The sequence below is a fragment of the Aquimarina algiphila genome, assembly GCF_007489275.1.
Lineage (GTDB): Bacteria > Bacteroidota > Bacteroidia > Flavobacteriales > Flavobacteriaceae > Aquimarina > Aquimarina algiphila.
Genome location: NZ_VLNR01000001.1, coordinates 71,816 through 96,448, shown reverse-complemented (window position 1 = coordinate 96,448; position 24,633 = coordinate 71,816). Strand labels below are relative to the sequence as shown.

Sequence of the window (24,633 nt, the reverse complement as noted above, 5' to 3'; positions counted from 1 at the left end):
TTTGTGAAAGTCGATTTGAAAGAAGTATATATCGTTTTTGGAGTCTCTGGGTGTGGAAAAACAACTTTGGGGAAAGAGCTAGCAACAATATTAAACATCCCTTTTTATGACGCAGATAATTTTCATCCTGATGAAAATATTAAAAAGATGTCTGATGGCATTCCTCTAGATGATAATGATAGAGCTCCATGGTTGCAAATTTTAGCAGATCAGATAATAGATTGGAATAAAGGAAAAGGAGCAGTGCTAGCATGTTCTGCATTAAAAAGAGAATATAGAAATACGCTACAATCTGTTGATCATAAATACATAAAGTGGATTTTTTTAGAAGCTTCGTATGATGTTATTTTAAGGCGTTTGGAAGCTAGACAAGGGCATTTTTTTAAACAAGAATTGTTGGTGTCACAATTTGATACTTTAGAAAAGCCAAAACAAGGAATTTGTATCAATGTAGAACAAAGTATAGAAAATAGTATTACTCAAATAAAATTAGAATTGAATATATCACAATCAGAGCTTGGACTTATTGGACTCGGAGTCATGGGGAAAAGTCTTGCTAAAAATATACTATCCCGAGGCTTTAGTTTATCTGTTTATAATCGTCAGGTAGAAAATAAAGAAGTCGATATTGCCAAACACTTTGTAGATGAACAATCAAAGGATGTAAATGTTCTTGGATTTGATGATTTATCATCTTTTGTAAATTCATTGGAAAAACCTCGTACAATCATGATTATGGTTAATGCAGGAAAACCAATAGACATGGTTATAGAATCGATACTACCATTATTGTCAAAAGGCGATTGCCTAATTGATGGAGGGAATTCTCATTATAAAAAAACTTTGGAAAGAGAACAACTAGTATCCAGGTCTGGAATACATTTTCTTGGTACTGGCGTTTCCGGAGGAGAAGAAGGAGCACTTAAAGGTCCATCTATTATGCCTGGGGGATCGAAGGAAGCATATATACGTTCTGGAAAATTTTTAGAAGCTATTGCAGCCAGAGATAAAAATAATAATTCATGTTGTACTTATGTAGGTCCAGAAGGGGCTGGACATTATGTGAAAATGATTCATAACGGAATTGAATATGCAGAAATGCAGTTGTTATCAGAAATCTATCATTTTTTAAGGTTTTATGGAAATAAGAGTCCAGAACAGATTAGTGGTATTTTCGAATCCTGGAGAACGAATAAAAAAGATAGTTTCCTTTTAGAAATTACAGCAGATATTCTGCGTAAAAAAGAAGGGAAAGAATTTTTAATAGATAAAATTCTAGATAAAGCCGGACAAAAAGGAACAGGTGGATGGTCAACCGTATCAGCTTTGGAGATAGGAATGCCAATATCAACCATTTCTGAAGCGGTTATGGCAAGAAACCTTTCTGGAATGAAATCAGAACGTGAAATTGCTTCAGAAATTTATAATCTCAAACCATCTACAGGTATTGATGACGAAGAGTTTCTAAATACTTTAGAAAAAGCATTTTATGCTACAAGTATAATTAATCATGCTATAGGATTTGATCTTATCTCACAAGCATCTCAAGAGTATCAATGGAATCTTAATTTATCAGAAATTGCAAGAATATGGACTAATGGATGTATTATTCGTAGTGATTTAATGGAACAGATATCAGTCTTATTTAAAGATAGTGATTCTATTTCATTGCTTTTATTTCCAGAAATTGTTGAAATTCTTAAAACAGATATTACTACATTAACAGATATAGTTTCTATAGCGATGAGGTCAGGATATTCTCTACCTGTGATGTCTGCAGCCACAAACTATTTTTTGACATATACATCCAAACAATCCTCTGCAAATATGATACAAGCACAACGTGATTATTTTGGAGCGCATACATACCAGAGGGTTGATGCTCCATTAACTCAATATTTTCACACAAACTGGAAAAATTAATAGATATGGAATATCAATTGTTGATCGCCGTAGGTGTAGGTATTTCTGCTCTGCTTTTTATGATTCTGAAATTAAAAACACAAGCGTTTATTGCGCTTTTGATTGTGTGTATACTTGTGGGTATTGTTGCTGGTTTATCACCAGAAATGATTCTCGATAGTATAAAAAATGGAATGGGAGGAACGTTAGGGTTTGTGGCTACAGTAGTTGGTCTGGGAGCTTTATTTGGGGGGCTACTAGAACATTCTGGAGGAGCTCAAGGTTTAGCAAAATACATATTGAAGCTTGCAGGAGAAAAAAATGCATCCTGGGCGATGATGATTACTGGTTTTATTATTGCTATTCCAGTATTTTTTGATGTTGCATTTATTATTTTAGTTCCTGTAGTTTTTGCTATTGCCAGAAATACAAAAAAATCAGTTTTGTTATACGCAATACCTTTACTTGCAGGCTTGGCTATTACACATAGCTTTATTCCACCAACTCCAGGACCAGTTGCGGTCGCAGATATTCTGGGAGCGAATTTGGGATGGGTAATTATTTTAGGTTTTATTACAGGGATTCCTGCAGCAATTGTTAGTGGACCTATTTTTGCAAAATATATAGCTAAGAAAATTAGTATTTCGATACCAGAACAAGGAATAGATATTCTGGAAGATAAAAAATACCCTAATCCGATCACCATTATTGCAATTATAGCATTGCCCATTCTATTAATTGTTTTAAAGACTGTTTTTCTTGGAGATTGGATGGGTGAGAATTTTTTACCAGAATCTATAACTTATACCATTGCTTTATTAGGACACCCTTTTACAGCTTTAATTATTGCTAATCTTCTTGCCTGGTATATTTTAGGTATTAGAAGGGGAACAGGAAGAGATGAATTGTTAAAACTATCTATGAAATCTTTTCAACCTGCAGGGGCAATTATATTACTTACCGGAGCAGGAGGAGCTTTTAAGCAAATTTTAGTAGACACAAAAGCAGGGGAGATGTTAGCTTCTTCGCTGCAAGGTTCATTTATACATCCTTTGTTATTTGCTTTTATAGTAGCAGCTTTGATACGTGTACTTCAAGGATCTGCAACCACAGCTATGATTGCAGCCGCAGGAATAGCATCGCCTATAATTCTGGCCGGTGAATTTAGTGCTGCTCAAATTGCACTTTTTGTGATTTCAATAGCTTCTGGGGCGACTATATTGTCTCATGTAAATGATAGTGGATTTTGGTTAGTTGGCCAATATCTTGGTTTAACCGAAAAACAGACATTTCGTTCCTGGACGGTAATGACTACATTAATCGCATGTACGGGATTGGTCATGTCGTTGTTATTGTGGTATGTATTTTAGTTCTTAAAATCTTATTCTAATAAATAAGACCACAGCAGAATTTCTGCCATGGTCTTAAATCAGTTAACCAAGCAATTAATTATTTATACATCAGAGTGACAGTTAACAATGCCTTGATCTATTTCATCCGTGCAAAGTGCTCCCCCTTTAATAGTAAATAATTGTTCTCTTCTTTCTAAAACTTGTATGTTTTCTAATTTTAACAAATTTTCTAGCATAATAAAATGATTTAATGGTTTAAGAATTATTGTTTTATGTTCTTTGGTATTCAATGTATATTTCAATTATTTGTCGTCATGACATGTTGAAGTACCTACAATACCATGGCATAATCTGGCACCATCACCTCCGCCTTTAATAGTAAATAATTGTTCTCTTTTTTCTAAAACTTGGATGTTTTCTAGTTTTAACAAATTTTCTAGCATAATAAAATGATTTAATGGTTTAAAAATTATTGTTTTATATTCTTAGTAACCAATTTATAAAGCTTTTTTGCATTGAAACCCCCTGTTTTCAGTGAAAGTATATCTAGACGTATTTTTTAACTTTTTGTTATAAAATTGATTTTCATTGAATTTTCATAACCGAAACCCTCTTTTTTATATCATATTACTACTGCTTTTTTAAAGATTAAAAATTACTTTTGTGCAAAATTATTGTAATGGCTGGAAATACATTTGGAAACCTTTTTAAGGTAACTACATTTGGAGAATCACACGGAGTGGCAATAGGAGGAATCATTGATGGATGTCCTGCTGGTGTTGCATTAGATTTAGAAGCAATTCAGGCAGAATTAGATCGCCGTAAACCAGGACAATCAGCTATCGTTACACAGCGTAAAGAGCCTGATACTGTAGAGTTTTTTTCTGGTATTTTTGAAGGGATAACTACCGGAACCCCTATAGGTTTTGCTATTAAAAACGCAAATCAGAAGTCCAAAGACTATTCGCATATAAAAGACTCATATCGACCTTCTCATGCAGACTATACCTATGATCAAAAATATGGTATCAGAGATTATAGAGGAGGAGGACGTTCTTCGGCTCGTGAGACTGCCAGTAGAGTAGTGGTAGGGGCTATAGCTAAACAGGTATTGTCTGAAATTAAGATTAATGCTTATGTAAGTGGAGTTGGTGCTATAAAACTAGAAAAGAGTCATACCGAATTAGATTTTTCATTAACCGAAAGTAATATTGTTCGTTGTCCGGATCCTAAAATGGCAAACGAAATGGAAAACTATATCAAACAGATTAGAAAAGAAGGAGATACCGTTGGGGGAATTGTGAGTTGCGCAATTTCTGGTGTTCCTATTGGACTTGGAGAACCTGTTTTTGATAAATTACATGCAGAATTAGGAAAAGCTATGCTTTCTATTAATGCAGTAAAAGGTTTTGAGTATGGAAGCGGTTTTGCCGGAGCAGAATTAAAAGGAAGCCAGCATAATGATCTTTTTAATACAGACGGAACAACTAAGACCAATCTATCAGGAGGAATACAGGGTGGGATTTCTAACGGAATGGATATCTACTTTAATGTAGCTTTTAAACCTGTAGCTACAATAATGCAAGATCAGGAAACCATTGATAAAGATGGAAATATGGTAAACATGCAAGGTAAAGGAAGACATGATCCCTGTGTTGTGCCCAGAGCAGTTCCTATAGTAGAAGCAATGGCAGCTTTGGTACTTGTAGATTATTGGCTAATGAACCGTACAATCAAGAAATAGGAAATAATAAAAGATAAGTTAATAATTTACGGTAATCTTATTTTGGTTGCCGTTTTTTTGTTTTTAATTTATATCTTCGACGCTATTTTGCTTATATATTAAAATACTCACATGAAAAAAATCGCATTGCACTGGCAAATCATGATCGGAATGATATTAGGGATATTATTCGGATTTTTAATGACTACCTTCTCATGGGGGAAAGGATTTACAGGAGATTGGATTGCACCTTTAGGAACTATTTTTGTAAATCTATTAAAGCTAATCGCGGTTCCGTTAATTTTGGCTTCTTTAATTAAAGGAATTTCAGACCTAAAAGACATTTCTAAATTTAAATTAATAGGAGGAAGAACAATTGTTATTTATATTTTAACAACTGTTATTGCAATAACCATTGGTTTATTAATGGTAAACGTATTTAAACCAGGAAATGGAATTACTCCTGAAACCATAGAAAAATTAACTGCAGAATATGCTGGTAATGCTAAGATTTCTGAGCGTATCGCTGAAGCAAGCAAACAAAAAGAAAGTGGTCCTTTACAGTTTGTTGTGGATATGGTTCCGCAAAATGCGGTTAAAGCCATGAGTGATAACAAAATGATGTTACAGGTTATATTTTTTGCAATTTTCTTGGGTATTAGTATGTTACTTATAAAACCATCTCAATCAGAGCCTCTTAAAAAGTTTTTTGATAGTTTGAATGATGTGGTGTTAAAAATGGTCGATTTAATTATGCTTTCCGCACCATTTGCTGTTTTTGCTTTGTTAGCTAATGTAGTTGTTACCTCTGATGATCCTGATATTTTATTTGCGTTATTAAGGTATGCAGGTGTTGTAGTATTTGGTCTGGCCTTGATGATCCTATTTTACTGTATTCTGGTGGCAGTTATAACTAAGAAATCTCCGTTATGGTTTCTTAAACAAATTAGCCCTGCACAATTACTAGCATTTTCTACTAGTTCTAGTGCAGCGACACTTCCTGTAACCATGGAAAGAGTAGAAGAACATATAGGAGTGGATAAAGAAGTATCTAGTTTTGTACTTCCTGTAGGAGCGACTATTAATATGGACGGAACTAGTTTGTATCAAGCCGTTGCATCTGTATTCATTATGCAAGTTCTTTGGCCAGAAGGATTAACATTTAGTAATCAAATTACAATTGTATTAACTGCTTTATTAGCATCAATAGGATCTGCCGCTGTTCCTGGTGCAGGAATGGTAATGTTAGTAATTGTTTTGGAAGCCATAGGCTTTCCTTCTGATAAATTGCCAATTGGATTAGCACTGATATTTGCTGTAGATAGACCGTTAGACATGTTGAGAACAACTATCAATGTTACAGGTGATGCAACTGTATCTATGATTGTAGCTAAATCTGTTGGGAAATTAGGAGAACCAAAGGTAAAAGAATGGGATGATCATTATGATGATGTAAAGTAATTATTCTACTTTCCAATTCCTAAGAAGCTCAAATAGTAATGGATAATCTTTTTCTCGTTCGGGATTCCACATCATAGTGAGTTTTGCTTTTTGTTTTATATTTTTCAATTCAATATTTTGTATTGGAAACTCATGACCATACAATGAAGAAATAGGCTCTAGAGAAATTCCTAAACCGGCTTCTACAAGTCTAAAACTTGTACTGGCAGAATCTGTTTCATGAATAATTTTTGGAACAAACCCTGCATCAATACATATGGATTCTAATATGTGTACATAATTTGGGCCATCTGCAACAGATGGAAAAATGAATTCTTCATTGGAAAAGACAGAAAAATCACTATAATTATCCTGATTTATAGGATGATTTTCTGGTAATAATATTACGAAATTATCGATATGTAATACTTTGCTTTTCAAATTGAAGGGGACCATTGGATTTGTTGCGAAACCAATGTCTAATTCATTTTGCTGTAGAGCCAGATATTGATCCCGATTGTTCATTTCTCTTAATACCGCTTTTATTCCAGGTATTCTTTGATGAACAGTTTTTAGGATTTCTGGTAAGATGGTTTGCATTATTGAATGAGTAAAACCTATTTTAATTTCTCCTGCCTGACCATTGTGAATTTGGACTGTTTGTTTTTTAACCCTTTCTAATTGAATAAGTAGTTTTTTGGCTTCTGCTATAAAATAATATCCAGCAGCAGTGAGCTCTACATTACGTTTATTTCTTTTAAACAATACTGCACCGATTTGATCTTCTAATTGCTTTATTTGTCTGCTCAATGCAGGCTGTACAATATTCAATTCCTCTGCAGCTCTGGTAAAGTTCAATTTTTCGGATAACAACAGTACATTTTCTAGTTGCTGGATATTCATTAATGCATTTTTGTTATTAGTTAATCAAAATTAAGTATTTTTTATTATAAATATAGATGATTAATTTTGATGTGTTTCAACATTTGGATAATTCATAGTATAATATTAGTGATAGAATGCAAAACACGATACCAAACCTAGACACATTGGAAAAAGCTTATGATCCTTCTGATTTTAGAAAGATAGGACATGAGATGATCGATTTAATTGCTGACCATATAGAAAAAGTTCAGACAGACGAGGACCAACCTGTTCTCACGTATAGAGAGCCAGAGGATGAATTATTATTCTGGAAACAAGATTTTTCTTCGGATACTGGAATGATTGATGTATTCAGTAATATTCTTGAACATTCTATAAGTGTGCATCATCCAAAATATATTGGTCATCAGGTTGCTGTTCCTGCATTAATTTCTGGTTTGGCTGGACTGATGTCTGATGTGTTAAATAATGGTACTGGAGTATATGAAATGGGAATGGCAGGTAATGCAATCGAAAAAATTGTTACAGATTTAGTGGCTAAAAGAATTGGGTATAGTTCTGATGCTTCTGGGTTTCTTACTTCTGGTGGTACTTTAGCCAACCTTACTGCTTTATTGGCTGCACGTAAAGCTAAAGCACCAACTGCTGTTTGGGAACATGGACATCAAGAAAAACTAGCAGTATTAGTTTCTGAAGAAGCACATTATTGTATTGATAGAGCTGCTAGAATTTTAGGTTTAGGAAATGATGGGATTATAAAAGTACCCGTTGATTCTGATTTCAAAATAGACACAAATATACTTGATGAATATTATAGTAAAGCCAAAGCAGATGGTTTTTATGTTATTGCCCTTATTGGTTGTGCATGCTCCACAGCTACCGGGTCATACGATAATTTAAATTATCTTGCAGATTTTGCAGAAAAACAGAATTTATGGTTTCATGTGGATGGTGCTCATGGAGGCGGAGTGGTGTTTTCAAAGCAATATAAATATTTGGTAAACGGAATTGAACGTGCAGATTCTGTTGTTATTGATTTTCATAAAATGCTAATGACTCTTGCTTTAAATACCGGATTAATTTTTAAGAAAGCAGAAGATGCTTATCAAACTTTTGCACAAAAAGCTCAATATTTATGGGATTCACAAGATACCAGAGAATGGTATAATTCTGGAAAGAGAACTTTTGAGTGTACAAAATTTATGATGTCCATAAAAGTTTATGCCATACTAAAAGCACATGGAGAAGAAATATTTGAAAAAAATGTTGATACTTTGTACCATCTTGCTTCGGTTTTTTCAAAAACGATTAACGATCGCCTTGATTTTGAATTGGCGCTAATACCAGAGGCGAATATCATTAATTTTAGATATACCAAAGTAATGATGGGTAGGGATATTAATTCTCTTAATGCAGATATCCGAAAACGTTTAATCGCTTCAGGAAAGTTTTATATTGTGCAAACTAGAATAAAAGAAGAATTATATCTTAGAACGACGATCATGAATCCACTAACAAAAGAAAAGGACTTAATCTCTCTTTTGGATGAAATAGAAACTATCGCAGCAACTATAGCGTAGTTACTATAGAAATTCTGGTTATGATCTTACTTTTCCGGTTAATACACTTACCTTAGAATTAAAAGGATTTCCAGACGCTCTTCTTAGTAAAACTACTTGTCCCGTATGCCATATTGCATCAGCAATAGGGCCATTGATGTTATTCCAGAATGGGAATTCTGTATTTTTTTCTTTCCCTTTGAAAACAACCTTAAAATCCGTTAAATCATTGCTTTTTAGTAATATATTACGCGCTTTTTTGAAATTTTCAAGAGTTTTTTTACGTTTCTCAGCATAATTCATTTCTGGTTGTTCTATGGTAGGGTCGTTTATTGTTTTTGTAGTCGCATTAACAATTACTCTAGATAAATCATAAATATGATCAATGGTCTCTTCACATCTTCTTCCTTTCTCACTTGGTTTGTATTGTAAATCTTCGTCACGTAATCCTTCAGTAGCCCAATAATATCTAAAACCTAACCCATCAATTAATCTCGCAGCAACAGAACCAGCAGTATAGGTTTCTGGATAATCCGGTATTTCTGCATAAGGAAGGTTTGTAGTGGTTGTATCCTGAGCATGTAATGTTATTGAAAAGAATAGGAGAGAAATGACAAATAAAGAAAATTGTTTCATTGTGAAAGATTTTATTTTTTTTAAAAAACTAAAGTAATTCACTCTATAAGGATAGCGAAAGATATTATGATTTTTAACATTTTCTTTACGCAACCAAATATAAAAGCTATTCATCTATTAGATATATAAGATTTAACCAAATCTATAGGTCATGAAATATTTTATTTATTTCTTTACTTCTATACTGATAATTGGATGCAGTGGAGATGATGATGTAGTTACTAATCCAGATCTTAATTCTTCAGGTTTGGGAGGTGAATGGAATTTGATCAATGTCTCGGGAGGTTTTATCGGAATTAATGAAAATCTTGATAAAGGTATAATCATTTGGAATTTTAATGAGACTAATAAAAATGTCGTAATCACAAATAATAATATGAATGATGCGATTAATGATATATTGCCAACAGGTACTTATAATTTTTCTATGGTTACAATTAACGGAAACGAAGAATTGATCATCAATGATAGAAACTTAGGCAATTTTGAACTTACCAATAATGAATTTACCATTGATGAACAATTTAGAGATGGTTTTCGATATACATTTCAGCGTTAAAGATTAATTCGTTTGTTTTTTGGGTACTTTACTTGATAAGAAAACTGTTTTTCTTCTTTTTGATTTGAAGGGATATTTAGTTCCCAAGTTATGATACCGGTTTTAGTATCATATCCTAAAGCACTAGTGTTAATATCGTCTATTTTGATTTCTTTGTTCTGAGAAATAGGAATACGATCCTGTAACGTAATATGGATTTTATTTTTCTTGTTATTTTTAATACTGATTTTATACCCACGATTTATAATTCTATTACTTCCTGTAAAGGATTTACTTTTAAAATTATTAAGTTGTTCTCTTTTCACAATGATATTTGGATCAACACCTAAGGATATTGTGAGACTGTCTGTTGTTGCTAGAGGATCGATATTTGTTTTTCCTGCAAAGCTACCTTCAAAGTAAATATTGGCTTCTCCCGCTAATAAGTTAAATTGTTCCCAGTTTCCTAGTTTTGCAGTCAGAAATGCATTTTCATCAAGTTCTGGTGCTACATAATACTTGTAATCTGCTTTCATATCAAAATTATCAATCTCAATTACGGTAACCTCTGCATTAGAGTTGATCGTGTATTTATTTTTAATTTTGAATTTAGTATTTGTAATCCCTTCTTCTTTAGTTTCAACCACTCGGTTATATTCTTTTTTTTCTTGCATCCTTTTTGCTTTAACACCAGATACTCTTCCTGCGAGAGAAGATGATCCATATGAAGTAACAACAACTTCTTCTAATGCTGATACATCTTCTTCTAATTTTTGATTTATTGATGAGGAATAAATAGGAATAGTTGCGCTATTAAATCCTATGTAAGAAAAAGAAAGTTCTCTTCCTCCTTGGATATTTATAGAGTACCGACCATCAAAATCCGTTTGAACACCATTTGTGGTTCCTTTTTCTATAATATTTACCCCAGGAAGTGGTTGGCCATTAGAATCACTAATAATTCCGGTTACTCGCCTTATTGTTGGGTTATATTTATAGCCATGCCTATTAACAGTATTGTTTCTTCTATAATTGCCATAAGTAAAGTTTAAATACTTTGTAGTTAGATCAGGTTTAAGATTATTGGTATTAGGATCACCAGTAGACAAGATGATATTTGCATTTTTCCAATCTGTTCCGGTTTGTTGATATACATTTGCTTTATATGCTATGTTAAGTGGAGATTCAACATTTTTTGATTTGATATCATATAATGGAAACCAGCCTGCATTATTAACATTATATCGTATTTCTAGTATTAGATTAGACGCAGTGGTAGCATCAAGTTTTAGTTTAATTTCACCACGTTCTTCTTTGGTATGATCATCAAGTGTATTTATTTCATTTCTGATGGCATCAATATTTTTATGTAAGTCATTTAATTTTTGTGTAATGGTATATATATCATTCTTTATAATAACAGATCTTTCTCTATAATACGTAGAAATTTGTTTTACCGTTTCTAAAGAAAGGGTTGTGTTGTTACCACTGATCTGTTGATTATTGTCTAGTACTTTTTGTTCTTTTTGTAGCCCAGAAATGATATTATCATTGTTACTTCTCTCTAATAGTAATTTTTGAAGTTTATTTTTCAAAGATTTTAGTTCTTCAGATTGTTGTTTCCTTTCGAGATAATTAATGTTGAAATTTATTGATACTATAGAATTGTTTTTTAACCCTGATATTTGAATGCTATTTTCGTCAATTGAAGGAGATAGATCATGCAATATGATATCATTGATTCCCGGTTTTATATTTACAGAGGTAGTTCTTTTTATTTGTGCGCCCGTAAGGTATACTGTTACTTCTTCAATTGTAGATACTGTCTTCTTTTCATTATTAGCAGATACAAGGAATGAAAACAATAAGAATAATAGCGTATAGGTTCTCATAATTTTATAGTTTTTAGTTATAAAAACGAATATAGATTGTTAGTGTTTTTTGTAAAACCTTAATTGAGTGAACCGATATTTTGAGTTAGTGAAATCTATATTTTAGAATTATAAAACCAATTCTAATATTTAAATAGGGGGATTTTCCCCTGATCACTTTTAGTTAAAGTCCCCTTACAAGGTATTATTCTTATCTATACTTTTGGTATATCAATTTTTCACACTAAAAACACTTACAATATGAAACGGCTTTTACTACCCATAGTGCTTATTACTTTTGCTGTTATATGCCTTAGTATTGTGCATATAGACAATGTTAATAAGTTAGACGCTCAATCCAACGAATTGCGTAAAAAACATCAGACTGAGTTTGACTCAGGTAATCAAGTAGATAACTCTTCAAGGGTGGTTGTACCAAAGACTAAATGAAGAGCAGAAAACGATTCAATTGTTATTGATCAATAAAAAGAGCTTTAAGTTTTGGGGTTGGAATCATACAACTTTCTTTTTTGCCAAACCATTTATATCTGTTTTTGGCAATAATATTGTAAATCCAGTCTCTAAAGAATTTAGGTAAAATAAGGAAAACAGAAAGTAAGGGATAAAGACCAGACAGCTGCTTTGCAATATGTAAAGCGGCTGTTGATTTATGATAATAGGCGACTTTTGGTTCAATCAATAAAATAGAATCTAATGAAGAAGTGTCTATGTTTCTTTCCAGAATTAGTTTTTTACCAATTTCGCTCTGTAGAGATGCATACCTGAATATATCTTTTTTATCGCGCTTAATAATAAAGTTTATAGCACTATTGCAGAGGTTACATACGCCATCAAATAATATGATTTTTTTATCTTCTTTAATCATATGACAAAGATAATACGAATTATGGATAAGAAATATGGTATTATGAATTCATTAAGAATCACTTGGCGATAACAGAATTGATAACTTGTTGTGTTGTTATCTGAAGATTTTTGGGAAGCTTGTTGTCTTTAGGTAGTACAGCTAGATAACGATCGTTATTAGAATCATAAACTTGTTTATAAGCAGGATCATCAAGTTGTAGTATATCGCAGATTTCTTTGATGAGATCAAGATGGTAGATCAGGTCATTACTGCCCAAATGAAAAATACCTTTCTTACTACGATTAATAATGTAATGTATTTGTTGCGTCAGTTTTGATATAGAGGTCACATTAATAATTACGTTTGGAAAAACTTCTATCGGTGCGGCTAAATCATGCAATGTTTTTAATTCCTGAACCCTAGGAGTACCAGACCCAAAAACCATGGGAACCCTTGCAATTACATACTTATTTGTTGGTAATCGCATTAAAGCATTTTCAATTTTAATTTTAAATCTTCCAAAAACACTATCGCTTAATGTTTTATCATATTCATAAGATGGGTAGTTACTAAAGGAATCAAATACATTGGCACTAGACATAAAAATAAGCTTGCATTTATGTTTTTGTATCCATCCAATTATACGTTGATGTGCATCTAATTGTGAGTTAAAATTACCTCTAAGTGTAGTGATAATATAAGTTGGCTTTAAGTTATCTAATAGAATGGAAATATCTTCAAGTTCCATATCATATTGAAAGAACTTATTGTTCTTTTCAAAGAATGCGTTGTCAGTACGATATGTACCATAGGTATCAAAATAGGAATTTAGCTCTTTATAAAGAGCATTTCCTATAAAACCACTGGCACCTACGATCAAAATTCTTTTCAAAATCCTATTATAAAAAAATTAAGTTTCAAATATTACTACTGTGTAACCTTGAAACTTAATTATACTATTGTTTATTGTTATATTACCCTTTATAAAAAGGTAATTTTACTACGGTTGCGGGAATAGCTTTTTTGCGAACCTGGATATTAATTTTACTTCCAGGCGTTGCAAAAATAGCGGACACATATCCTAGTCCAATTCCTTTTCCTAAAGAAGGAGACATAGTACCAGAGGTCACAATACCTATTTTATTACCATTATCATCTACGATGTCATAGTCATGACGAGGAATACCACGTTCATTTAATTCAAAACCTACTAATTTTCGTTCTGCTCCACGTTCTTTTTCTTTAGCAATAGATTCTGCATTAATAAAATCTTTTGAAAATTTAGTAATCCAACCAAGTCCGGCTTCTATAGGAGAAGTTGAGTCATTTATATCATTTCCATAAAGGCAATATCCCATTTCTAATCTTAATGTATCTCTTGCAGCTAATCCGATAGGTTTAATACCAAAGTCAGCCCCTGTTTCAAGCACCTTATCCCATATCTGCTGAACTTCAGAGTTTTTGCAATAAATTTCAAAACCTCCACTACCAGTATACCCTGTTGCCGAAATAATAACATTTTCAATTCCTGCAAAATCAGCTACTTCAAAAGTGTAAAATTTCATTGTTTCCAGATCAACAGAAGTTAATGGTTGCATTGCAGCAGCAGCTTTTGGACCTTGTATTGCCAATAAAGAATAGTCATCAGATAAATCACGCATGTCTGCATTCATAGTATTATGGCTACTAATCCAATCCCAGTCTTTTTTAATATTAGAAGCATTAACGACCAAAAGATATTTTTCATCTGCAATTTTGTACACAATCAAATCATCTACAATTCCTCCTTTATCATTTGGGAAACAACTATATTGAGCTTTTCCATCAACTAGTTTAGAAGCGTCATTAGAAGTTACTTTCTGAATCAAATCTAGGGCGTTCGCACCGGTGATTAAGAACTCTCCCATATGAGATACATCAAAAACGCCAACATCTTTACGAACTGTTTCGTGTTCTATGTTGACCCCTTCATAAGATACAGGCATATTAAAACCTGCAAAAGGAACAATTTTAGCCCCTAAAGCAATGTGAGTTTCTGTTAAAGCAGTATTTTGCATAATGCAATGATTTAGTGTTATCAAATTGACGCCGAAAGTAAAAAACTTTGTGTAGGTATACAATGCTTTTTTGTTATAATCCTGATAAATTATCAGTTTGATGATATATTTATTATTAAATATTATACTATTTGTTTTATATATAAGAATAGTACTAAAATCTCCTTAAGAATCAATTCTTTTCATGATAAAAGTAATTTTAATAACGATATATAATTTTTAATACTTTAACAATAGATAAACATCATTTTTTTAAAACGAAATTTTTAATGTTAATCATTTGTTGTGATCACGTTAAAAAAATATTTACCTTTATAGTGGAATTAAGGTAGAGGTGAATAGGGAATCACAAATAACTGATAGTTTTTTAATTAAGAATATAAATGAAGGAAATGAAGAAGCCTTCAAAATTCTTTTTGAGCTATATTATAGTAAATTACTATATGTGGCTAAGAATTATATTTCCAGTACCGAAGATGCAGAAGAAATTGTACAAGATGTTTTTTTAAAAACCTGGAAAAAAAGAAAAAATATTTCTACTAATATTAATGGATACCTATTTAAAATTACAAAAAATTCTTGCCTTGATTATTTGAGATCAAAGAAACATAAACTTAGCTCTTCCAATAATATAGTACAGCTTGAAGCATTTATAAATCATAATGCATTGGCAGATAAAAATGCCTCTTCTATTATAGAAAAAGAATTAGCACGAAAAATACAACTTAGTATAGAATTGCTTCCAGAGAAATGTAAAAAAGTTTTTATTAAAAGCCGAATTGAAGGTTTAAAAAATAAAGAAATATCAAATGAATTAGATATTTCTGTAAAAACTGTAGAAAACCACATCTCTAGAGCAATCAAGCATATGAGGCTGCATTTAAGAGAATTCCTATCTTTTTTTTAATACTTTTCTTAAAAAAATAAAAAACTTTTTGGGGGGTAAAGTAATTTTATACGTCTTTATAAGTATAAGACTATAATTTAATGCAAGAAAAAGATCTCATAAAGTATATAAAGGGAGAATCTGATCCAAAAGAAAAAAGAATTATTATCAATTGGATTCGAGAAGATGTAAATCATCAAAAGCGCTTTAATATAATAAAGGCAGAATACATTGCTTCTACTCTTGATGAATCAGAGAATGTTGATATCGATACAGTATATCATCGTTTTTCTTCTAAACAAACCAAAAAGAAAAGAAGACGTTATTATATTTCTGCAATTGCGTCTATAATAATACCACTTATGGTATGGTATACTTTGACATCATTTCCTGATAATGATTTGATCGTTGATACTACAGAGTTTTTAAGATTTGATACTAAAACTGTAACTACAGGTCATGGAGATCATAAAACGGTGATATTACCAGATGGATCATCTATTACATTAAACGCTGATAGTAGCTTAAAATATCCTGAAGAGTTTGATGATGATGTGAGAAAAGTAACCTTGATAGGTGAAGCTTTTTTTGATATTCAAAGAGACGAGAGTAAACCCTTTATTGTACAAACAGAACACCTGAAAGTAAGAGTTTTAGGAACATCATTTAATGTTAAGTCTTATCCAAAAGATGAGAAGATAGAAACTACATTAGTAACAGGTAAAGTAGAAGTTCTACAGAAAGAACAAATAACCCCCATTGTTTTAGAGCCATCAGAAAGAGCAACTTTTGATAAGAAAAAAAGTGATATCAAAGTCGATAAAGTTGATTCTAAAAATATAGTGGCCTGGCAAGAAGGAAAATTAATTTTTGATAAAACTCCTTTAAAACAAGTAGTATTAGACTTAAACAGAAAATATAATGTAGAATTTGTAATTACATCTGATTCTCTTTTACAATATAAATATACAGGAGAGTTCGATAACCTTGAATTAGAAGAGGTTTTAGATCTTCTCAAAATTTCATCACCTATAAATTATAAATACTTAAATAATAAAATTATGCTTAACTCAGAATAAAAGTACAGAAGAGAGTGCTGGAACACTCTCTTCTTATAATCATTTAATTAGACTCACGAATTAGAATAATTAAAATCATACAAAACTATGAAAAAAAACCTTTCAGATGTTTTCTTATCAAGAAAACATCTAATAAGAATTATGAAAATATATTCGTTACTTATCTGTATTACTATTTCGAAGCTATTTTCATTTAATACATATTCTCAGAATATATCTATTTCTTTAGAAGAAGCAACATTACAAATGGCTATTGAAGAAATAGAAGAAAAAAGTGAATATCGCTTCTTTTATAATAATAATCTTATCGATATTTCAAAAAAAGTTTCTTTAAAAGCAAATAATGAGAAAGTAAAAAAAGTATTAAATGGACTATTTAATAGGACCAATATTAATTTTAGAGTATATAAAAATCAAATTGTCTTATTTCCTAGATATGTTAAAACTTCAGAAGAATCCATAAAGAATCTCTTAGATTTTATGGAAGAAAAATCTAATACTACAAAAAGTAAGGGCAAAACGAAGATCGATAAAAAGAATGAAGTAGTACAAAATATGGTAAGAGGAACTGTGAATGCTGCTGACGGTATTCCTTTACCCGGAGTGAACGTATTAATAAAAGGAACAAATACAGGTACATTAACAGACTTTGATGGTAATTATGAAATCGCAGCAGAGCAGGGAGACGTTTTAACATTTTCTTATGTTGGCTTTCAATCTAAAGAAATTGTCATAACAAATAATGCGTTAAATGTTATCTTACAAGAGGACGTAAGTACATTAGAGGAAGTAATTGTGGTTGCTCAAGGTATTTCAAAATCAAGAAAAGCACTGGGATATGCTATTTCTAAGGTAGAGACAGAAGAAACCGAAAACCGTCCTGAAGCGGATATAGCAAGAACCTTACAAGGTAAAATATCTGGAGTTTTAATATCTCCAAATGATGGAAGTAGTGGTGCAGCAGCAGGTATTGTCATTAGAGGTTCATTATCTTTAACAGAAGGTAATGGTGCCTTAATTGTTGTAGATAACGTTCCGTTTTCTGGAAATCTTCTGGATATCGACCCAAATAATATTAAAAACATTACAGTTCTTAAGGGCTTAAATGCAGCTGTATTATATGGTAGTCAGGGTAGAAACGGTGTGATTCTGGTTGAAACCACTACAGGTGCCGCCAAAATAGGAGAAAAAGGTTTTACAGCAAAAATTTCTCAGACAACTTATACGAATAATGTTGCTTCATTACCAGATTTTCAAAATACCTTTGGTGTAGGTAATAACCTTGTAACAGACAATGGTACTATTGGTAATGTTGGTAGTAACGGAGCACGCTTTACAGATATTGATGTGGTGCCACATCCACTAGCAGGAAATCCAAATTTTCCACAATTTGCAGATGCTGTAGTACCTTTTGAAGCTGCACGAAATAATGTAAATGACTTTTTTAGTACAGGAATAGGACAAATAACATCTGTCAACTTAGAAGCAACAGGCGAAAGAACGTCCCTAAACTTCTCTATGGGATATACCACAGAGGGTGGTATTCTTGGGAATAATGACTTCAAAAGATTTAATATTAGCGTAGGTGGAACTTCTCAATTAACGGATAAACTGAAGTTATCTTCTTCTTTATCTTATAGTTCGCGAAATAGAAATTCCTATAGTTCTGTAGATAGTGATGATGCAGATGGTGAGGATATATTAGAGAATTTATATGTAATTCCAAGAAGTTTGGATATACAGAATTTACCATTTCAAGACCCTGTGACAGGAGGAAATGTATATTATAGGGCAGATCGTGAGAATCCACTATGGACTATAGCAAATACAGGAAGAGAGAGAAATGTACGTAGAATAAATGGTACCTTAAACCTAGCATATAAATTCAATGCACATCACAGTTTAAAATATAGAGGAGGTCTTCAAATAGAAACTTCAGATGTTTTAGACTTTAGAAATAGAGGGGGGATCGGTGCAACCGCAACTTTGGGAACTTTGGATCTTACATCTAATACAGAATTTGATGTTGATAATACTATTATTTTTGAATCTAATTATAGAATTTCAGACGCAATAGGCTTCGAATCACAGTTAGGGATTAATTCTAGATATGAAACGTTTAGATCTCAGGATTCTGAATATACCGATCAAATAGTATTTGGTGTGTTAAGGCCAAATAATTTTAGAGTGCCAGGTGAAGGAGATTTTGATATTACCAAACGTAACCTTCTCGGAGTTTTTGGTCAGTTTGAATTTGATTATAATGGTTTTTTATACCTTAATTTATCAGGAAGATTAGATAAAGGATCCACTGTTGAACGTGAAAATCAAAATTTATTTTATCCAGGAGTTTCAATATCCTTTATACCAACATCGGCTTTTGAGTTTGGAGAAAGTTTTGTGGATTATTTGAAAATTAGAGGAGCATATGCTACTTCTTCTGGTTATCCTGGTTTATACAATACAAGACCAAGTCTATCATCAGACCCAAGAGAGTTTAGTGATATTAATAATGCGCTTATTGTCACCAATTCATTATTTGGTGAATTGGCAAATCCAAATTTAAAGCCAGAATTGCATAGAGAATTTGAATTAGGGTTAGAAGGTAACTTTTTTAATAATGTAGTTACTTTACAGGCTTCTGTATATTCTCGTATTTCAGATAATCAAATTTTTGAAACTAATATTGCACCAGCAACAGGTTTTGAAGAAACAGTTATTAATGCGGGTAGGGTAGATACAGAAGGATTAGAAATAGATTTAGGTGTTCGATTATTTAAAAACTCTGATTTTAATTGGACGCTTAGAAATACATTTACCACTTTTAAATCTGTTGTTGTAGATCTTCCTGGTGATATAACTCGTAGAGATAACCTTATTGAAGGTGAAGAATTAGGTGTTTTTTTAGGATCTTATGTCGTTCGCGATGCTGAAGGAAATGCTTTAATTGATCCTACGACCGGACGATTAATTACCAGTGATGATGTAGGGTTACAAGATGAGATTATCGGAAATTCTGTACCAGATTTTAGAGCAACATCAATCAATACATTTAATTATAAAAATTTCACACTGTCAACACAGTTAGAGTATACACATGGCGGAGATCGTAGTTCTGCGGTATTTGAAAACTTATTAGAAAGAGGGGTTACTACTGATACAGAAAATAGAGAAGGTAGCTTCTTAATCCCAGGTGTTTATGGCGATCTTTCTACAGGGTTACCATTATTAGATGCTAATGGAAACACAATACCTAATAGCACTCAGCTTACTGGAAATAATGCAGTGTTTAACAATTTTTATGAAGCTGATGAAAATCTAACTTTTGATGATTCTGTATTTAGAATACGAGAAGTTTCATTGTCTTATAACTTTAATAAAGGCACGTTTAATAAACTACCTTTTGAAAGTATGGATATTACGTTAAGTGGAAGAAATCTTTTCTTTAGTGCTCCAGGATTTCCAGAAGGGATAAATTTTGATCCAGAGACTACAGGTCTATCTACACCAACGACAAAAAGATATTCTTTTTCGATATCAGTTAATTTCTAATTATAAATTCAATTAAGATGAAAAAAATAAAAATATTAATATACTTATTAAGTATAATACTATTTGCGTCTTGTGAATTGGGAGACTTTGGGGATGATTTACAAGAGAATCCTAATCTTCTTACACCAGACCAAGCAGATCCAAATTTCTTGTTGAACAATGTGCAGAAAGAAGTAGCTGATCTTTTACAAGATTTAAACCGTACTACCGATGAAGTTATGCGATATACGGTTTTAAACGAAACCTATTCTGATGTATCAAATCAAGCTTCCTTAAATAGCGAATACACTAATTATTATGCATTTCTCGAAGATGCAAATATAATATTTGATTTAGCAGAAAACGATGAGAGTTTGTTATACCATAGAGGGATGGCTACTATATTAACAGCTTATGCCACAGTAACTATGGTAGATTATTTAGGAGATATTCCATTCTCAGAAGCTAATCGTGGAGATGAACAAATTTTAAATCCAAAGCCAGATGATGATGCAATGATTTATGCAACATTATTAGACCGTTTGGATATAGCTATTGATGATTTAGCAAATTCTACTTTAGCTCCCACTAATGATTTATATTATGATGGAGATGCAGAAAAGTGGATCAGACTAGCAAAATCCTTAAAACTCAAAATGTTGCTAAATATAGGTGATAGAGATAGGATTAATGTATTATTAGCCGAAGATGATTTTATTACATCAGACGATGATTTTCAATTTCAATATGGTACTTCAGCTTCAGATCCAAATAGTCGTCATCCAGATTATAATATTTCCTATCGTCCAGAAGGATTTAGTACATTTTTGGGGAACTCATTTTTAAATTTACTTTTAAACGATAAAAGTATTTCTGACCCACGTCTGCGTTATTATGTATACCGTCAAAGTAATACCGATCCTTCTGATACATTATTAGGTTGTGTAGGGTCTAGTATTTTTAATTTTTGTTACCTGGGCAATGCATATTACGGAAGAGACCATGGAGATACAAGATCTACTGGAGCTGATCGTAATTTGAGAGCTACATATGGTTTGTATCCCGTTGGTGGAGCATTTGACGAAGATAACCCAAGCGCTCCAGAATTTGCAATAGCAGCACAAAATCAATTAGGAGCAGGTATATTACCGATATTATTATCTTCTTTTGTCGATTTCTTAAGAGCAGAAGCGGCTTTGACATTAACAACAAGTGATGACTCTGCAGCATTGTTAGAATCAGGGATTAGAAAATCAATGGACAAAGTACTTAATTTTGCCAATGCAGCTTCAGGTTCTACATTTGCCGCAACATCAGCAGATGTAGATGCTTATGTTTTAGAGGTAATGACTGCTTTTGCAGCTGCAGACAATCAAGGGAAGTTGGATATTATATTAAAAGAATATTACTTAGCCTCTTATGGAAACTCAACAGAGTCGTATAACGGTTACAGAAGAACAGGCTTACCATCAGTATTTACCGCACCAATTTTTGATCCTAATACACCGTTCCCAAGATCATTTTCTATACCAGAAGATGCTATAAATAATAATAACCAATTAAGTCAGCGCCCAATTACCACTCAGGTATTCTGGGATAAGAATCCTGTTGGCTTTATTAGATAATAAAAAGACTTCAAGTAATGAAAAAAATAAATGTATTATTAGCGTTACTGATATTAGGAATATCTTGTAACGACTCCAGTGATATTCTGGAAGACAATTTCACAAGAGGTGGTTTGGTTGTATGGGATCAGGTACCTGATTCTTTTAGACTTAATGTTTTAGAATTTGAAGACCTTGTGTTTTCTAATGGTGTTGAAGATCCCAATAATAATATTATTTCTTATGATTTAAGGATGACTTATGGTGATATTACGGTAGATAAATTTATTACACTTACTTCTTTCCCAAATACACTTACTTTTTCTGGCCAAGAGATTCTTACGGCATTGAATTTAACCAAAGACGATCTTGATATTGCAATTCCTTTGAATTTTGTTGCTGTTATTACTACAACAAATGGAGTTTTTGATGGAGCTAGAATAGATTTTGATAGTGAAACGAATAGTAATGATGGTGGTGATTCGGGTACTGAGTTGTTTGATAACCCAGCGTTTAATCAAGCTATAAATTTTGGACTATCCTTGTTTGTACCGCCACCATTAAAACTAAGAGGAACTTCTTTTGAAGAACCTTTTGGTACAGATGATCGATATACAAGAACTGATGCTGTTGCTGTAGGAGAGTTATTGAATAATCCCGGTGAACGTCATGTACAACATACAGCAGTAGGTACAGGGATAGATGATGAAATTGGTTTTAGATCATTTTTTGAAGATCCAAACACTACAGTTAGCAGTCCAGGATTTACTTCTGAGCAAATAGGTATTAGTAATGATCCTGGTCCAACTGGAGGTTCATTCTTGGATGGAGATCAAGCCTACCAGGTAGAAGATATCGATGGTACTATTAGAATAGAGTTTGATAGAGTTACTGTAGATGCTACACAACATCCAACGACAGGTATCCAGATACAATATTTTCCAATAGGAGGTAATAATCGTGAAAGTGATGATTTTATTAGAGCTACAGCTATTGTCGAAAGAGCGGATGGTTCAATGGAAACCTTAGTGCTTTTGGATATAAATGGATTGGTAGTAAATGATGGACTAGATAGATGGAACCTTATTGATTCAGGTTTTTTAACAGATGTTGTGGCTTATACTTTAACTGTAGAAATAGCCGTTGACGGTGGTTCAGAAGACACTTATTTTGACCAAATGTTAGTATACATACCAGGATAAGATTTTAATAGAATTGTTTCTATCGAAACACTTAAAAATATAAAAATGAAAAAACAATATAGATTTCCAAAAGTATCGATTGTTGTAACCATAATGGTAACGATACTAATAGGTATTATCTCATGCGAAGATGAAGATTTTAGGGTTATACCAGAACCAGAACCTGCCCAAACTATCACGGCGATTGAACCTATGTTATCCGATATTGGTACAACAGTAGTAATTAATGGAACTAATTTTAGTCGTGTTCCTGCGAATAATAAAGTTAGTTTTAACGGAGGAATCCTTGCGATAGTATCAGTTGCTACAGATACAACATTAACGGTAACTGTACCCGAAGGGGCTACAACAGGTCCTATTTCTGTGAAAAAAGGACAAATTAATGTTGAAGGCCCTGTTTTTAATGTTGTTGGAGCACCTGCAATTACAGATTTAAGTACTACCGGTGCTGCAGTCGGAGAAACAATCACTATTAGGGGTAATAATTTTGGAGCAACCGTTACAGATAATATTGTACAATTTAATGGTGTTACGGCAGAAGTTACTACCGCTTCTTCAACAGAAATAACTGTTATTATTCCAGATGGAGCTACTACAGGGCCACTTACTGTAGAAGTATTTGGACAAGTGGGTAGCGTTACTTTTACTATCACACCTACAATAATTTCATTTGATCCTACTGTCGGTATTCCAGGAGCAGTAGTTACGATTATAGGAACTAATTTTAGTCCCGAAGTGGATAAAAATAGAGTAAGTTTTAATGGCTCATTAGCTACTGTAAATTCGGCAACGACTACAGAACTTAAAGTAATAGTACCTGCTGCAGCGACTACCGGTCCGATTGCTGTAGAAGTTGAAGGTTTATTAGCGATTACAGATACTGACTTTACTATTGATTCTGTTTCACTAATTATTCCTATTAATGATGGTAATGATGATGTTGAAGAAGCAGCAGATGGAAGAATGACATTAGATAGTTCTGATCTCGAATTAGGAGAGTTTGATACTTCTGGTACACCAGATTTAGGGTTACAAAAAATAGGATTAAGATTTAACAGTATTACTATTCCTGCGGGAGTTACAATAGCTTCAGCAAGTATTCAATTTGTAGCCGATAGTACACCAGGGGCAGATCCTACAGAAATGACGATTTTCGGAGAAAATGTGGGTAATGCTGCTGCTTATGACGATATAACTCCAGCTAATAGTGTTTCAGGTCGAGTTTTGACTAGTGCTAGTGAGGTATGGAATATTCCAGAATGGACAGGTTCTGAAACAGGTCCAAACCAGAAGACTGTTGATATTTCTAGCATTGTTCAGGAAATTGTGAATAGAGGAGATTGGGCCGATGGTAATAGTATGAATTTTATCTTACAGGCTACGGGAGTTTCAGCCGGTGCCACAGCAAATAATGTTGGCCGCGAGGCAGAAACGTTTGAGAGTGGTGACGGTGTATGTGTATTAAATATAGTTTATCTTAATTAATATCACATAATTTAA

20 protein-coding genes are annotated in these 24,633 nt (G+C 32.6%); 13 read left to right on the top strand and 7 right to left on the bottom strand.

Translation table 11 applies throughout. From position 1 onward, the window contains the following. The first annotated feature begins 3 nt into the window (after nucleotides 1–3). A complete protein-coding gene (gene gndA, locus FOF46_RS00460) occupies nucleotides 4–1,923 on the top strand; it encodes an NADP-dependent phosphogluconate dehydrogenase (RefSeq protein ID WP_143915092.1) in 1,920 nt (639 codons plus the stop codon). A gap of 5 nt (nucleotides 1,924–1,928) precedes the next feature. Continuing rightward, nucleotides 1,929–3,272, top strand: a complete 1,344-nt coding sequence (locus FOF46_RS00455; RefSeq protein ID WP_143915091.1) for a GntP family permease — start codon at nucleotides 1,929–1,931, stop codon at nucleotides 3,270–3,272. 284 nt (nucleotides 3,273–3,556) lie between these two features. Here the strand turns inward: FOF46_RS00455 and FOF46_RS31260 are convergent, their stop codons facing one another. Next, a complete protein-coding gene (locus FOF46_RS31260) occupies nucleotides 3,557–3,697 on the bottom strand; it encodes a hypothetical protein (RefSeq protein WP_160114265.1) in 141 nt (46 codons plus the stop codon). A gap of 236 nt (nucleotides 3,698–3,933) precedes the next feature. Between FOF46_RS31260 and aroC the strand changes: the two genes are divergently transcribed. Both aroC and FOF46_RS00445 read left to right on the top strand, forming a co-directional pair. Then, nucleotides 3,934–4,998 carry a chorismate synthase gene (aroC, locus tag FOF46_RS00450; RefSeq protein ID WP_143915090.1) on the top strand — a complete coding sequence of 355 codons (1,065 nt, stop codon included), beginning with the start codon at nucleotides 3,934–3,936 and terminating at the stop codon, nucleotides 4,996–4,998. Nucleotides 4,999–5,109: 111 nt separating this feature from the next. Then, entirely contained in the window at nucleotides 5,110–6,438 is a 1,329-nt protein-coding gene (locus FOF46_RS00445) for a dicarboxylate/amino acid:cation symporter (RefSeq protein ID WP_109437496.1), read from the top strand. Here the strand turns inward: FOF46_RS00445 and FOF46_RS00440 are convergent, their stop codons facing one another. Beyond that, nucleotides 6,439–7,320, bottom strand: coding sequence for a LysR substrate-binding domain-containing protein (locus tag FOF46_RS00440; protein WP_143915089.1), 882 nt, complete (start codon nucleotides 7,318–7,320; stop codon nucleotides 6,439–6,441). A 116-nt stretch (nucleotides 7,321–7,436) separates the two neighbouring features. On the opposite strand from FOF46_RS00440, the gene FOF46_RS00435 reads away from it, so the two are divergent. Beyond that, nucleotides 7,437–8,882 (top strand): pyridoxal phosphate-dependent decarboxylase family protein, encoded by a 1,446-nt coding sequence (locus FOF46_RS00435; protein ID WP_143915088.1) that lies wholly within the window; start codon nucleotides 7,437–7,439, stop codon nucleotides 8,880–8,882. Between the two features lie 18 nt (nucleotides 8,883–8,900). Here the strand turns inward: FOF46_RS00435 and FOF46_RS00430 are convergent, their stop codons facing one another. Continuing rightward, on the bottom strand, nucleotides 8,901–9,497 hold the full coding sequence (locus FOF46_RS00430; protein WP_200825135.1) for a serine protease: 597 nt from the start codon (nucleotides 9,495–9,497) through the stop codon (nucleotides 8,901–8,903). Nucleotides 9,498–9,648: 151 nt separating this feature from the next. On the opposite strand from FOF46_RS00430, the gene FOF46_RS00425 reads away from it, so the two are divergent. Continuing rightward, nucleotides 9,649–10,056 carry a hypothetical protein gene (locus FOF46_RS00425; protein ID WP_109437493.1) on the top strand — a complete coding sequence of 136 codons (408 nt, stop codon included), beginning with the start codon at nucleotides 9,649–9,651 and terminating at the stop codon, nucleotides 10,054–10,056. Here FOF46_RS00425 and FOF46_RS00420 read toward each other — a convergent pair. Beyond that, the gene (locus FOF46_RS00420) at nucleotides 10,053–11,927 is read right to left on the bottom strand and encodes a mucoidy inhibitor MuiA family protein (RefSeq protein WP_143915087.1); all 1,875 of its coding nucleotides are present in this window, start codon (nucleotides 11,925–11,927) and stop codon (nucleotides 10,053–10,055) included. The two genes, FOF46_RS00425 and FOF46_RS00420, sit on opposite strands and share 4 nt — an antisense overlap. Nucleotides 11,928–12,167: 240 nt before the next feature. On the opposite strand from FOF46_RS00420, the gene FOF46_RS00415 reads away from it, so the two are divergent. Further along, nucleotides 12,168–12,356 (top strand): hypothetical protein, encoded by a 189-nt coding sequence (locus FOF46_RS00415; protein WP_143915086.1) that lies wholly within the window; start codon nucleotides 12,168–12,170, stop codon nucleotides 12,354–12,356. A 22-nt stretch (nucleotides 12,357–12,378) separates the two neighbouring features. Here the strand turns inward: FOF46_RS00415 and FOF46_RS00410 are convergent, their stop codons facing one another. The 3 genes from FOF46_RS00410 to gcvT all read right to left on the bottom strand — a co-directional run bounded on the left by FOF46_RS00410 (nucleotide 12,379) and on the right by gcvT (nucleotide 14,831). Continuing rightward, nucleotides 12,379–12,792: a thiol-disulfide oxidoreductase DCC family protein gene (locus FOF46_RS00410; protein ID WP_143915085.1), complete on the bottom strand. Its 414-nt coding sequence runs from the start codon at nucleotides 12,790–12,792 to the stop codon at nucleotides 12,379–12,381. Between the two features lie 58 nt (nucleotides 12,793–12,850). Continuing rightward, nucleotides 12,851–13,666, bottom strand: coding sequence for a sugar nucleotide-binding protein (locus tag FOF46_RS00405; protein ID WP_109437489.1), 816 nt, complete (start codon nucleotides 13,664–13,666; stop codon nucleotides 12,851–12,853). An 82-nt stretch (nucleotides 13,667–13,748) separates the two neighbouring features. Beyond that, complete coding sequence (gene gcvT / locus FOF46_RS00400; protein WP_143915084.1) at nucleotides 13,749–14,831, bottom strand: glycine cleavage system aminomethyltransferase GcvT; 1,083 nt, start codon at nucleotides 14,829–14,831, stop codon at nucleotides 13,749–13,751. A gap of 334 nt (nucleotides 14,832–15,165) precedes the next feature. On the opposite strand from gcvT, the gene FOF46_RS00395 reads away from it, so the two are divergent. The 6 genes from FOF46_RS00395 (at nucleotide 15,166) to FOF46_RS00370 (ending at nucleotide 24,618) form a co-directional block, all read left to right on the top strand. Continuing rightward, complete coding sequence (locus FOF46_RS00395; RefSeq protein WP_143915083.1) at nucleotides 15,166–15,738, top strand: RNA polymerase sigma-70 factor; 573 nt, start codon at nucleotides 15,166–15,168, stop codon at nucleotides 15,736–15,738. Nucleotides 15,739–15,818: 80 nt separating this feature from the next. After that, complete coding sequence (locus FOF46_RS00390; RefSeq protein WP_109437486.1) at nucleotides 15,819–16,796, top strand: FecR family protein; 978 nt, start codon at nucleotides 15,819–15,821, stop codon at nucleotides 16,794–16,796. Nucleotides 16,797–16,883: 87 nt separating this feature from the next. After that, entirely contained in the window at nucleotides 16,884–20,348 is a 3,465-nt protein-coding gene (locus tag FOF46_RS00385; RefSeq protein ID WP_109437485.1) for a SusC/RagA family TonB-linked outer membrane protein, read from the top strand. Between the two features lie 17 nt (nucleotides 20,349–20,365). Next, on the top strand, nucleotides 20,366–21,952 hold the full coding sequence (locus FOF46_RS00380) for a SusD/RagB family nutrient-binding outer membrane lipoprotein (RefSeq protein WP_109437484.1): 1,587 nt from the start codon (nucleotides 20,366–20,368) through the stop codon (nucleotides 21,950–21,952). 17 nt (nucleotides 21,953–21,969) lie between these two features. Further along, entirely contained in the window at nucleotides 21,970–23,133 is a 1,164-nt protein-coding gene (locus FOF46_RS00375; protein ID WP_143915082.1) for a hypothetical protein, read from the top strand. Nucleotides 23,134–23,178: 45 nt separating this feature from the next. Beyond that, nucleotides 23,179–24,618, top strand: coding sequence for an IPT/TIG domain-containing protein (locus FOF46_RS00370; RefSeq protein WP_143915081.1), 1,440 nt, complete (start codon nucleotides 23,179–23,181; stop codon nucleotides 24,616–24,618). Nucleotides 24,619–24,633: the final 15 nt, after the last annotated feature.